At 65.7% G+C, this 12,965-nt stretch carries 9 protein-coding genes and 1 pseudogene; 4 read left to right on the plus strand and 6 right to left on the minus strand.

What is annotated here, in order from left to right; genetic code table 11:
• Positions 1-125 precede the first annotated feature (125 nt).
• The 3 genes and pseudogenes from HUS66_RS01750 to xseA all read left to right on the plus strand — a co-directional run.
• Positions 126-1,193, plus strand: a complete 1,068-nt coding sequence (locus tag HUS66_RS01750) for an AbrB family transcriptional regulator (RefSeq protein WP_254628642.1) — start codon at positions 126-128, stop codon at positions 1,191-1,193.
• A 324-nt stretch (positions 1,194-1,517) separates the two neighbouring features.
• Positions 1,518-2,270: a sulfite exporter TauE/SafE family protein gene (locus tag HUS66_RS01755; RefSeq protein ID WP_175069245.1), complete on the plus strand. Its 753-nt coding sequence runs from the start codon at positions 1,518-1,520 to the stop codon at positions 2,268-2,270.
• A gap of 69 nt (positions 2,271-2,339) precedes the next feature.
• Positions 2,340-3,677, plus strand: a pseudogene (gene xseA / locus HUS66_RS01760) (exodeoxyribonuclease VII large subunit); the annotation flags it as partial.
• 93 nt (positions 3,678-3,770) lie between these two features.
• Here the strand turns inward: xseA and glrR are convergent.
• The 6 genes from glrR to HUS66_RS01790 form a co-directional block, all read right to left on the minus strand.
• Positions 3,771-5,165: a two-component system response regulator GlrR gene (gene glrR / locus HUS66_RS01765; protein ID WP_282847830.1), complete on the minus strand. Its 1,395-nt coding sequence runs from the start codon at positions 5,163-5,165 to the stop codon at positions 3,771-3,773.
• A gap of 55 nt (positions 5,166-5,220) precedes the next feature.
• Positions 5,221-5,778: a hypothetical protein gene (locus HUS66_RS01770; protein WP_175069247.1), complete on the minus strand. Its 558-nt coding sequence runs from the start codon at positions 5,776-5,778 to the stop codon at positions 5,221-5,223.
• Positions 5,779-5,781: 3 nt separating this feature from the next.
• Positions 5,782-7,302, minus strand: coding sequence for a sensor histidine kinase (locus HUS66_RS01775; protein WP_175069248.1), 1,521 nt, complete (start codon positions 7,300-7,302; stop codon positions 5,782-5,784).
• A 1,076-nt stretch (positions 7,303-8,378) separates the two neighbouring features.
• The gene (argA, locus tag HUS66_RS01780) at positions 8,379-9,692 is read right to left on the minus strand and encodes an amino-acid N-acetyltransferase (protein WP_175069249.1); all 1,314 of its coding nucleotides are present in this window, start codon (positions 9,690-9,692) and stop codon (positions 8,379-8,381) included.
• A 169-nt stretch (positions 9,693-9,861) separates the two neighbouring features.
• Complete coding sequence (locus tag HUS66_RS01785; RefSeq protein WP_175069250.1) at positions 9,862-11,127, minus strand: inorganic phosphate transporter; 1,266 nt, start codon at positions 11,125-11,127, stop codon at positions 9,862-9,864.
• Positions 11,128-11,249: 122 nt separating this feature from the next.
• Complete coding sequence (locus HUS66_RS01790; RefSeq protein WP_175069251.1) at positions 11,250-11,930, minus strand: TIGR00153 family protein; 681 nt, start codon at positions 11,928-11,930, stop codon at positions 11,250-11,252.
• Between the two features lie 103 nt (positions 11,931-12,033).
• Here HUS66_RS01790 and HUS66_RS01795 point away from each other — a divergent pair, with 103 nt between their 5' ends.
• Positions 12,034-12,912, plus strand: a complete 879-nt coding sequence (locus HUS66_RS01795; protein ID WP_175069252.1) for a CYTH domain-containing protein — start codon at positions 12,034-12,036, stop codon at positions 12,910-12,912.
• The last annotated feature ends 53 nt before the right edge of the window (positions 12,913-12,965 follow it).

Here is a 12,965-nt window from a genome sequence, read left to right on the forward strand (position 1 = left end):
TTATCCGCAAGGCCGCCGCGCGAAAATGTCGCACAAGGCTTTTCCATGGCAGATCATCGCGTGCGGCTCACCCTGCCTTGGCATGCCGTAAAAGGCTCACGCTCACGACAGGAGGTCACCGACGCTTGAATAACCCCCTCATCTCTCGTTTCGTCGCCCTGTGCCGCTTTTTCCCCACGCTTGCCCTGGGGCTTGCCGGCGGCGCCATCGCCTTCCAACTAGACCTGCCGCTGCCCTGGCTGCTGGGCGCCATGATTGCGACCACTATCGCCAGCCTTGGCGGGGCGCGGCTGCGCTCCCCCGGCCGCGGGCGCAAGGGGGTGCTGGTGGTCATCGGGGTCATGCTGGGCTCGGCCTTTCATCAGGGGCTCAAGATCGATGTGGCGGCCTGGAGCGCGAGTCTCGCCATCATGCTGCTGGCAACCGGCGTCATGATGGCCTTCTCGGTGTGGTTCTCGCGCAGGATCGGCGGCTATTCGGTGGAAACGTCCCTCTACGCCGGGGTGCCGGGGGGAGTATCGGCGGTCACCCTGATGGCATTGGAATCCGGCGCCGACCTGCGGGTGGTCGGCATGACCCATGCGGTACGCATTCTGATCCTGCTGCTGGCCATCCCGCTGGCACTGCCGCTGTTTGGCCATGTCAGCATGCCGGAAAACCGCACCGATATCGCACACTGGCTGTGGCTGCCGGGTGCGATGGATACCGCCTGGCTGGTCGCGGCGGGGCTTGTCGGCGCTTGGCTGGGCAAGCGCCTGCGATTGCCCAACGCCCTGCTGTTCGGCCCGGCGCTGGCCTCGGCCGCGCTGCACCTTTCCGGGGTAAGCGATGCTGCGGTACCGCCCACGCTGATCGCCCTGGCCCAGGTGCTGATCGGCGTGTCGGTGGGCGTTCGCTTTACCGGGACCTCGCTTGCCACGGTCGGCCACACCCTGGCGATGGCGGTTATTCAGGCCCTGGGGCTATTGGTCATTGCAGGCCTCGCCGCCTGGGGCGCCCAGCAGTTGGCCGGCATCTCGGTTGCCGCCGCGCTGCTCGCCTACATGCCCGGCGGCGCCCCGGAGCTGAGCCTGGTGGCGCTTTCACTGGGCATCGACCCGGCCTTTGTCACCGCTCACCACCTGCTGCGCATCACCATATTGGTGCTTTGCCTGCCGCTGCTGCTAAAGCGCCTCGGCCAGACGGTCGCCTAGGCAATGTCTGAAAAGTACTGTGCTCGCCCATACGGCGTTAAAAACCGGCTGGAGCGCCAGCCCGGTCAAGATGCTCATTTACACCCCGTAAACTGGTACGCCAGCCCGGTCCGCTCTTTCGCCAATTTTTGCCTTGCCTGGACTTCGCTCGTCGACTTTTCAAACAAAACCTAGGGGCGAGCCGCAAGCGGTCGTTGCCACCGGCAGCCGCCGGCCTCACCGGGTTATGATCAACAACTCAGACCCCGACAAGAACAACTAGACTTTCATAAGGTGAAGAAGAGCTAGCACCTTGACGAAGACAACTCCTCGGTAAGGCACATCTTGATCCTTGATATCAGTGCCATACAGCTTATCGGCGTTGCCGCCACCGCCTTTCTGGCCTCACTCATTGGCGGTATCAGCGGTTACGGCACCGGGCTACTGCTGCCGCCGATCCTGATTCCCATGATCGGGCCGGAGGCGGTAGTGCCGGTGGTCAGTCTCTCGGCGCTGATCACCAATGCCAGTCGCGTCGCCGCCTTTCGCCATCAGTTCGACCGTGCCCGGGCGCTTTGGGTGGTGGCCTTCGCCCTGCCCTTCTGCCTGCTCGGCGCCTATGGCTACACCCGCCTCTCCGGGCCCATGATCAGCGTGGTGCTGGGGCTATTCCTGATCGCGATCGTGCCGCTGCGGCCGCTGCTGGTGCGTCGCCACGGCCACCTTGGCAAGCCGGGGCTGGCGCTGGGCGCGGGCGGCTACGGGCTGCTGATGGGCGGCACCTCGGGCTCAGGGGTGGTGCTGATCTCGCTGCTGCTCTCGGCGGGGTTGAGCGGGGCCAGCGTGATCGCCACCGATGCCGGCATTTCCTTGCTGCTGGGCATCGCCAAGGTGTCGCTATTCCAGGCGGCCGGTGCGCTTCCGCCCGCGCTGTGGCTGATGGCACTGCTGATCGGCGCCTGCGCGGTTCCCGGCACCTTCCTCGCCAAGCGACTGTCGCGGCGGCTGTCGCTGCGCTGGCACTCGTTGATCCTGGATGGCGTGGTCGTACTCGGCGGGCTCCTGCTGGTAATCGAAGGCGCCAGCGCCCTGCTGTAACGCATTGCTGCCCCCCGCGATGGCGCTCGTGTTACGCTGCCGAGCCACCCTTGAGCGCTGGAACACCGCATGTCCGCCCCCACTCCCCAGGCCCTTTCCGTCAGCGAACTCAATCGCCGTGCCCGGCTGATGCTGGAGCGCGACTTCGGCGACTGCTGGGTCGAGGGCGAGCTTTCCAATGTGGCGCGGCCGGCCTCAGGGCATGTCTATTTCACCTTGAAGGACGAGCGCGCCCAGCTGAAGTGCGCGCTGTTTCGCAATCGCGCGCGCTTCGTGGGCAGCCCGCTGAACGACGGTGATCGGGTACGCCTGCGCGGCAAGGTGTCGATCTTCGAGCCCCGGGGCGATTATCAGATGATCGTCGAGGCGGTGCAGCCGACCGGCCAGGGCGACCTGCTGGCGGCCTTCGAGCGCTTGAAGCATCAGCTCGGCGCCGAGGGCGTGTTCGCCAATGCACGCCCGCTGCCCTGCCCGCCGCGACATCTACTGGTGCTGACCTCGCCGACCGGCGCGGCGATTCGCGATGTCTTGGCGGTGCTTGCCGCCCGCTGGCCGCTTTCCCGGGTCAGCGTGCTGCCGGTGCCGGTTCAGGGCAAGGAGGCGGCGCCGGCCATGATCCGTGCCCTGGCGCTGGCCAACCGCGACGCGCGCTTCGATGCGGATCGTGACGCCATCCTGGTGACGCGCGGTGGCGGCAGCCTCGAGGATCTGTGGGCCTTCAATGACGAGCATCTGGCCCGGGCGATTTTCCATTCCCGGCTGCCGGTGCTTTCGGCGGTGGGCCACGAAACCGATGTCACGCTTTCAGACTTCGCCGCCGATGCGCGAGCCCCGACGCCTTCGGCGGCAGCGGAGCGGCTGGTGCCGGACCAGGCGGCCCTGCGCCAGCGGCTCGACAGCGCCCTTTCGCGCCTAGCCCGCGCCCAGCGCAGCCGGCTGGACGCCGAGACCCAGCGTCTGGATCACTTACGCGCCCGACTGCGTCACCCCGGTGAGCGGCTCGCCCAGCAGCGCGCGCATCTTGGCCAGCTAGAGGGACGCCTACAGCGGGCCATGCAGTCACGGCTCATGGAGGCCCGCACCCGCGAGCGGCACGCCGGCGCCCGCCTGAACGCCTTCGACCCGCGCCAGCAGTTGGATAGCGCCCGGCAGCGCCTCGTTCAGGCCGACAGCCGGCTTCAGGCGGCCCTGCCCCGCCAGCTCGCCGAACATCGCCAACGGCTGTCGTCGCTCGCCCGCGAGCTGCAGGCGGTCAGCCCGCTGGCGGTACTCGGGCGCGGCTACTCGATTCTTTCAGATGATGAGGGTCGGGTGATACAGCGCAGCCAGGATACAAAGCCGGGGCAGCAGCTGACCGCACGGCTGGGCGAAGGCAGGCTCAAGGTGGAAGTGAAGCGGCGCTTCAAGGCAGCGCCGGCCCCGTCACAGGCCTCACCACAGGACCCGTCCCAGGCCACAGCCCAACCCGCGGGGCCAGAGCGCCAGGACGAGACCGACTAATCAGCCATCACTCTTGGCCACGGCCTTGAAGCTGCTGGGCTCGAGTTCGTGGCGGCCCAGCAGCTTGTAGAAGTCGGTGCGGTTGCGCCCGGCGATGCGTGCGGCCTGGGTGACGTTGCCTTCGGTGATCTTCAGCACCTTGATCAGATAGCCCCGCTCGAAGCTCGCGCGGGCGTCATTGAACGACGGCAGGGCGTTCTCCTCGGCCACCAGTGCCTGGGCGACCAGCGCTTCGGGAATGATGGGCGCACTGGTCAGCGCCACGCACTGCTCGACCACGTTGACCAGCTGGCGCACGTTGCCGGGCCAGGCCGACGAGGCCAGCAGGTTCAGCGCCTCGGTGGAGAAGCCCTTCACGAACGGCTTGTGACGGGCGGCGGCCTGGCTGACCAGATGCTTGGCCAGCAGCGGCACGTCCTCGGCGCGCTCCTTGAGCGGCGGCAGGCGCAAGTTGACCACGTTGAGGCGGTAGTAAAGATCCTCCCGGAAGTCGCCCTCATGCATGGCGCGGTCCAGGTCGCGGTGAGTGGCCGAGATGATACGCACGTCGACAGGCACCGAGGCGGTCGAGCCCAGCGGCCGGACCTGACGTTCCTGCAGCACGCGCAGTAGCTTCACCTGCAGGGAGAGCGGCATGTCGCCGATTTCGTCGAGGAACAGGCTACCGCCGTCGGCGGCCTGGAACAGCCCTTCGTGCTGGCTGATCGCGCCGGTGAAGGCTCCCTTGGCGTGGCCGAAGAGTTCGCTTTCCAACAGCTGCTCGGGCAAGGCGCCGCAGTTGATGGCGACGAACGGCTTGTCGGCGCGGGGGCTGGCGTCATGCAGGGCGCGCGCCAGCAGCTCCTTGCCCGACCCCGAAGGCCCACTGACCAGTACGCTGACATCGGCACCGGCGACCATGCGGGCCTGGTCGAGAATACGCTCCATCTGCGGGCTGCGGGTAATGATCGCCGAACGCCAGGCGTCGTCGCCGTCGCTGGCGGCCGGTGCCTGGAGCAGCGCCTCGTCGATCGCCGTGAACAGCTCGTCGCGGTCGACGGGCTTGGTCAGGAAGCTGAACACCCCCTGGCGGGTGGCACTCACCGCATCGGGGATCGAACCATGGGCGGTGAGAATGATCACCGGCAGACCCGGAGCCTGGCGCTGGATCTCCTGAAACAGCGCCAGGCCGTCCATCTCGTCCATGCGCAGGTCCGAGAGCACCAGATCCGGGCGCTCAATGGCCAGGCGGTCCAGCGCCATGCGGCCGCTGTCGGCGGTGGTGACGCGAAAGCCACGGCTTTCCAGCCGCATGCCCAACAGCCTGAGCAAGCTGGCATCATCATCGACCAGCAGGATATGGGCGATGGGTTTGCTGCCCTTGAGGGCGCCGGTCAGTTGCGCGGCGTCTTTCACGGTGATCTCCCTTCTTTTCAGACGAAGCCTGGCCAGGCACCCGGCGCATCACGCCTCAGGGGGCCTGCTGTCGCAGGTTGATGCTTTGCTCGATATCGCTCAGGGCCTCCAGCTTGGCGGCCATCTCGTCCAGCTGCTCGGCCTGAGCGGTGTTTTCGTCGGCCAGCGCCTGGCGTGCCTGGCGCTGCTCGGCCAGCTTGGCGGACAGGGCACGGCGCCCTTCGAGCTCATTGAGCCAGTAACGTAGCAGCGGCTGCAGCTCCTCTGGTGCCTTGGCCAGATCGGCCTTGTAGAGCTCCGAAGCCTGATTCCATTCGCTTTCGCTGCCCCAGGAAAGCACCACAGCACGGACCAGGCGCTCCTGGGTATCGTCGCCATCGAGGCGCGCCAGTTGGCGGTCACGCCAGTCACGATCGCCACGCAGGGAGGCCAGCCCGAAGGCCACCCAGGCCTCGGTCTGGCAGGCATTTACGGTCAGGCTAGGCCACTCGTCCTGGCAACCGGCGGGCAGTTCCGTCAGCGTCGGTGGCGTGGAGGACGTTTGCGCCGGCAGCCACTGGCATCCTGCCAGCAGTGAAACGGCGACCAGCCCCGTCAGAGTGCGGTACAGCATGGGTCATGAGTTCCTTGCGTCTGCGTCTGCCGCACGGTGCTGAGGTGACGGCATCATTATCGTATTCGTGTCCTGCTGATTCACGCCCTGCGCATTGCATGTCTGCCAGGGCAAGGTCAGGCGGAAACACACCGCCAGACGAGCATCGTCGACCAGTTCCAGGTGCCCCTGCTGGGCCTTGGCACAGTCGGCGGCCACCGACAGGCCGATTCCCGAGCCCTTGAGCGGCCCTTTGCGCCGGGCACGTCCCTGGTAGAAGGGATCGAAGAGCCGCTCGCGGTCTTCATCGCCAATCTCATCGCCGCTGTTGGCCACTTCCAGCAGAAGCAGGTCGCCGCGCTGCTGGGCCCGCAGCTCAAGCATCCCGCCGTCCTCGCCATAGGCAATGGCATTGGACAAAAGGTTATCGAGGATGCGCCCGGTGGCGGTGCGGTCGGCTTGCCAGGCCAGCGGCCGGTCGCGCCACTTCACCTGTATGCCCTTGGCATCCAGGGCCAGCTGATGCTTGGCCAGCAGCTCCTTGATCAGCGTGGTGACATCGAATCGCTTGACGCTGGCCTCGGCATGGTGCTGAAGCAAATTGTAGTCGAGCAGCTGTTCGATGAGGCGCTGAAGCTCCTCGCCGCTGGCCTCGATCAGCTCGAGGATCTCGTGCTGGCGCGCGCTCAGCTCGCCGGCCACCCCGTCGGAAAGCAGCGCCGTGCCTTCCCTGACGCTTGCCAGCGGCGTCTTGAGTTCGTGGGACATGTGGCGCAGGAACTGACGCTTCTGGGCCTCCAGCTCATCCAGCCGTGCCGACAGCCAATCGAGCCGCTCGTCGAGCTGCACCAGCTCCGCCGGCCCCTGAAGCCCCTTCGAGGGCGCAGGCTGACCGGCGCTACCCAGGCTCAGGATGCGTCGTTCGAGCTGGCGAATCGGGCGAATGATCAACCAGGTGAACAGTAGCATCAGCACCAGGCTCGCCGAGACCAATGCCGTGGTCTGCAGCCACAGGCGGGTCTGCACGCCACCGGCCTGTTCGCGGATACGTTCGATGCGCGCGTCGATGTGCCGGTTGGTCGCCTGGCGCACGGCCTCGGTGCGCTGGGCGAAGGGCACGAACTCGTCGAGCCGGGACTGGATGTCGTCCACCGGGGCATCGAGCAGGGTCTTGAGGCTATCGATGCGGTTGGCGAGTGCCTGAGCGTCGGGGTTATCGGGCATCAACAACCGCTGCCTGGCCAGCATTGCCTCGAATTCGTCGGCTCGCTGGGTATAGATCTCGCGCAGGCCGGGCTCCTCCAGCACCGCGTACTGGCGAGCGCTGCGCTCCATCTCCACGGCAAGCGAAGACAGTGTCCGGGCGCGGCGAGTTTCTTCGACCGCCTGCCGAGCGCTGTCGTCAGCGAGCCGGGTCAATTCGGAGAGCGCCTGACCGGCCTGGAACATCAAGATACCCAGCGGCAGCATCACCACCAGAAAGGCCAGTAGTACCAGTTGCAGCAGGGAACGGGGGCGCCAGCGGCGCGAGACCTGAGTGGTCATGACAAGGGTTCTTTGCAGAAGGAGTTGGGACGATGTCATGGGGCTTACCACTGCAGGATACCAGAGTTGCCGGGAACGACCGCGACCTTTCACGGCTTACCGGGCCTGGTCGGAGGCATGAACCCGGTCGGGAGCATGGTCACGGCTTGGACACGCCGAGCCATGCCAAGGAATAGACAAAAAAAGAGGGCCGGCAGAGCCGGCCCAATACGCAGGGAACTTCAGGTGAAACAATGTCGGGGGAGCAGACGCGTCTGGGCGGACTGGTCGACATTCTTTCTGGGCCTAAGCCCCGAAGTCACACGACGGTATCGTCACTCGCCAGAAGCTGGCCGTCATGTGTGGGGACGCATCCCCTCTTCGTTCAGGTGGCAGCGCCGCTTGCGCGTCGCCGCCGGATTCAGCCCCCGAGGGGGCGAGGCATCCTTGCCGAGAGCATCCTTGCCCGTAGCGGTACCGTTCCTTGCCTGTCGGCGGTACCCGTCTCATCGCTACATCAGTCACACATCGCGTGGAGCAGACACGACCGACCCGATCGGGTGACATGCACAGGGTAAGTAAATGCGCCCTGTCAGGCCGGCCAGGAAACGGTTCGAGCCGTGATGAACCGAATCCCTTGCTTGCTCGCTTAATGTATTGCGAGGAGCGTGCCAAAAACCCACAAAGATATTTATTTTCAACAACTTAAAAACAAACACCTATGCCAATCAGGCCAATGAAGCTCTCAAAGGGGGGAAAAGTCGTCCGCGACCCGCGGTTTTCGTCTCCAATTGGCGACGTCATAGCACGGCAAATGGAAAAAACTTATTAAATCAAATAGTTACCATGTACTCTTTTGGCGACATTCGCTGCTCCCGCTGTCGCTGACGGCGACACGCATACTGAGGCCCCCATGCCACAGGTGCTCGCCTTGGGCTTTCGTAACGGACCCTCGCAAAGAGCCCGCATGGCCCCTATAGCAGCAACGCAGGTGGCGGACTCACCGCACGGCATTCAAGCCAGAAACATGCGTGGCGTGGCGACAGGGTAATGCAAAAGACGGACAGGCGGCTGCCACTCAGGGCCGCCGCCTGTGATCAGCTCAGGGCCTTGAGCAGGATCTTTGACTTGCGGGCATGGTTGTAGGCATCGCGCTTGAGCGGCGGCAGGTCGTGGATATCGGCGAGCTCGAAGCCCTTTTCGATAAACCAGTGGGCGGTATGGGTGGTCAGCGCGAACATCGCCGAAAGCCCGCGGCGCCGGGCGCGACGTTCGACGTCGGCCAGCAGCCGCTCGCCGCGACTGCCGCCACGGTAATCGCCATGCACCGCCACGCAGGCCAGTTCGCCCATGTGAGCATCCGGATACTCATGCAGGGCGGCGCAGCCGATGATCATGCCGTCGCGCTCGATGACCAGGTAGTCCTCGATCTCGTGCTCCAGGCGCTCTCGGGAACGCGGCACCAGCATGCCGCGCCGCTCCAGGGGCTCGAGCAGTTCGAGCAGGCCGCCGACGTCGCCTAGCTCGGCGTCCCGCAGCTGCTCGTAGCGATGCTCGGTGATCATGGTGCCCACGCCGTCGCGGGTGAACAGCTCGCCTAGCAGGGCGTCGCTGTCATGCCAGGAAAGCAGGTGCGTGCGGGCCACACCATGCCGTGCCGCGGCACAGGCTGCTACCAGGTGGCGAGAAAGCTCGCTACCCGGCGCCGCCTCGTGCACCAGCGGTTCGGCCTCGGCCGGGGTCAGTTGGCGCTGCAGAGCCCCGCTGCCGTCATGCAGGCCCTCGGCTTCGCCCAGCAGCACCAGCTTGTCGGCACCAAGTGCCACCGCAGCCTGCTGGGCGACTTCGGCGGCGTCCAGATCGAAAACCTCGCCGGTGCTCGAGAACCCGAGCGGCGGCAGTAACACCAGCGAGCCCTGCTCGAGCAAGGCGTCGATCGCCTCGGCGCGCACCCGCCTCACCTCGCCGCTGCGGGCGAAGTCCAGGCCGTTGCGCACACCCAGCGGCTTGGCCATTACCAGGTTACCGGAGACCGCCGTCAGCTCGATGCCGTGCAGCGGCGTATTGGGCAGCCCCAGCGACAGCCGCGCCTCGAACCACAGCCGTTGCTCGGCGGCGATGCGCTCGACCCGAGCCATGATGGCGTCATCCGCCACCCAGCGGCCCTCCTCGCGTCGTGGCGTAATGCCTTCCTCGGCCAGCGCCGCATTGACCTGGGGGCGAATGCCGAACACCAGCACCAGCCGCACGCCCAGGGTATGCAGCAGCGCCAGATCCTGAATCAGCGATTCGCTGTGACCCGCCGCCATCGCCTCGCCCTCGATCAGCACCACGAAGGTTCGTCCTCGGTGGGCATTGATGTAGGGCGATGACTGACGAAACCAATCGACGAAGGGAAAGCGCGTATTCAAGGGCCGCACTCCGGCAGCTAGAGGGTGAAATCGGGCAGCATGCCCGCCAGACATGACTATAACAGAGGGCGAAAAAAGGCGGCACCGCCTCGCGGTGCCGCCTTATGACGACTGGCAAGCGCGCTAAGCGCGAGGAATTTGCATCGCGCGCAGCAGCAAATTACTGCGCTTAGCCGAACATGCCCTTGAACATGAAGAAAAACATGATCGCCAGGAAGGCGCCGGCCGGCAGAGTGATCAGCCAGGACATGACGATGGTGCCGATCACGCGCAGGTTGAGCGCCGCCATGCCGCGAGCCAGGCCCACACCGAGCACCGCACCGACCAGGGTATGGGTGGTCGAAATCGGCAGGCCGGTACCCGAGGCCAGCACCACGGTAGTAGCGGCGGCCAGGGTGGCGGCGAAGCCTCGGCTCGGCGTCAGCTCGGTGATGCCGGTGCCGACGGTGGCGATGACCTTGTGGCCATAGGTGACCAGGCCGACCACGATGCCGCCGCCGCCGAGCACCAGCACCCACCAGGGCACCAGCGAAGCCCCGCCGACGTCGCCGTGACTGTAGACCACGCTGATCACTGCGGCCAGCGGGCCAACGGCGTTGGCGACATCGTTGGAGCCATGGGCGAAGGCCATGGCACAGGCAGTGAACAGCATCAGTACTGCAAAGACGCGCTCCACACCGCCGAAACCAAAGGCATCATCCTCACTGCGGTTCCGGCTGACGCGACGCTCGAGCACGCCACCCAGCGCCATCACGGCGAGGCCAATCAGCACCGCGTAGGCAAGGCTGACGCCAAAGCTGAGATCGAAGCCGACATGCTTAAGGCCCTTGGTCAGGGTGACCATGGCGACGATGAAGCCGACCAGGAAGATGTACATCGGCACATAGCGCTTGGCGGCAGCGAAGGGGTCGCGGTTCTCGAAGATCAGATGCTGTACGGATTTGAACAACATAAAGGCAATCGAGCCCGACATCAGCGGTGACACCACCCAGCTGGCGGCGATCTGACCGACCTTGCCCCAGCCAACGGCTTCGAGACCGAGGCCAGCCATGGCGAAGCCGACGATGGCGCCGACGATGGAATGGGTGGTCGACACCGGCCAGCCGCGCATCGAAGCCACCAGCAGCCAGGTCCCGGCGGCCAGCAAGGAGGCCAGCATGCCGTAGACCAGCAGCTGGGGATCACTCTCGAGCAGCGCCGGGTCGATGATCCCCTTGCGAATGGTTTCGGTGACCTGGCCACCGGCGAGCCAGGCGCCCAGGAACTCGAAGATCACGGCGATGAAGATCGCCTGCTTGATGGTGATGGCCCGCGAGCCCACCGACGTGCCCATGGCGTTGGCCACGTCGTTGGCCCCCACGCCCCAGGCCATGAAGAAGCCGAAGACACAGGCCAGAATAATGAAGATGTCGCCGTGTTGCGCAATGATCGACATAAAAGCTACATCCTTAGGGATGACTGAAGACCCGCCGAAACACGCCTCGATGCGCCTGTCCTTGGCGAGTGCGTCGCAGAGCACTCACCGTGGGCGTGGGGCGGAGGGTTCGAGAGTGTGAATCAGCGGGCGGTCAGCACCTGGAGGCGGCTGCCCACGCGCTCGGCACCGTCGGAGAGCTCGCCGACCCAGTCGATGATCTTGTAGAGGAAGATCACGTCGACCGGCGGCAGCTCGCTCTCGAGTTGAAACAGCTGGCGACGAATGGCCACCTGCTGGTCGTCGGCCTGGTGCTCGAGGGAGTGCAGCTCGCGAATCAGGTTCTGCATGACATCGGCAACGTTGCTGCCGAACCCCGACTCGAGCAGATCCTTGAGTTCTTCGAGGGCCTTACGGGCCTGGGACACGGCGGCCACCGAGGTACGCAGGTAGTCGCGCATCGTCGGCGCCAGCGACTCGGGCACCTGCATCTGCCGGCCAAGCATGATGCCGGTGATGTCGCGGGCCTTGTTGGCGATCTTGTCCTGCACACTGATCAGATCCAACAGGTCCGAGCGGGAGACCGGCAGGAACATGGTATTGGGCAGGTTCAGGCGCAGCTCGGTCTTGAGCTCATCGGCCTCGTGCTCGATGCGGGTGATGGCGCCACGATGGCGCTCAGCCGCCTCCCAGTCACCGCTCAGGGTGGACTCGAAGAACGGCAGCAGCTCGTCGGCGCACTCGCTGACCTTGACGATATGCAAAAGCAGCGGCTGGAAGGGCGAGCGACCGAAGATCGCCGAAAACGGATTAGATGTCACCATGGTAGGTAAGCGATTCGCGTTGGAAATGGCGCGGACATTATAGTGGTGGCATCGACCGACGTCATAAAGAATTCACCAATTTGTCATATAGGAAGCATCGGCCATGAGCCAGGAAATCGAACTCAAGCTCGCGCTACCGCCAGAAGGTCCCGAGCGACTGCGCCGCCATCCTCGCCTGGCGGCGCTCCCCACCGAAGACCGCATCCTTGCCAACACCTACTTCGATACCCCGGATGGCGCCCTGGAAGCTGCGCGCGTGGCCCTGCGCATCCGCGATACCGGCAAGGGCCGGGTACAGACCCTGAAGACCACCGGCAACGGTCAGGGCGGGCTTTCGGTGCGTGGCGAATGGGAATGGCCGATCGACGAGAACCGGCTGGACCTCGACGGGCTCAAGACCCTGGCGCCCATGCAGGCATTGGGCGACGAGACACTCGCCGCCCTGGCGCCGCGCTTCGCTACCGACTTCTCCCGCCGCACCTGGATCGTCGACGTCGAGCAGGGGCGCATCGAGGTGGCGCTGGATGACGGCGAGGTCCAGGCGGGCGGGCGCCGGGCGACGATTCGCGAACTGGAACTCGAGCTCAAGGACGGTGACCCCGCGGCCCTGTGGGCGCTGGCCGACGAGTTCGCTGCCTCGGTGCCGCTGCGCCCCGCCACGGCCAGCAAGGCGGCTCGCGGCGCAGCCCTGGGCGAGGGCCAGTGGCCACTGCCAGAGGCCGACGACGATCCGGCGGCGCTCTTTGAGCGCGCCATCCTGGCGCTGGACGCCCTGGCCGACAGTCAGGACGCTCGTTTCAAGGACGAGGCCCGCCAGTCGCTGGACCGGCTGGTCGCCCTGGGCGATGATCGGCTGACGAGCCCGGCCGCCTCACTGCTCGCGGCCCTGAACCATCAGGCAGCACAAGACGATGCCTGGCTCGATGTAGCCTTCGGCCAAGCGGCCCTTGCGCTGGCGCGCGCCCTCTATGCGCCAGCCTGACGAGCGTACGGGCCTGAAGGACGCGCGCACCTGAACACCGGCCCCGTTGCCCT

This window comes from Onishia taeanensis (assembly GCF_013349955.1).
Lineage (GTDB): Bacteria > Pseudomonadota > Gammaproteobacteria > Pseudomonadales > Halomonadaceae > Onishia > Onishia taeanensis_B.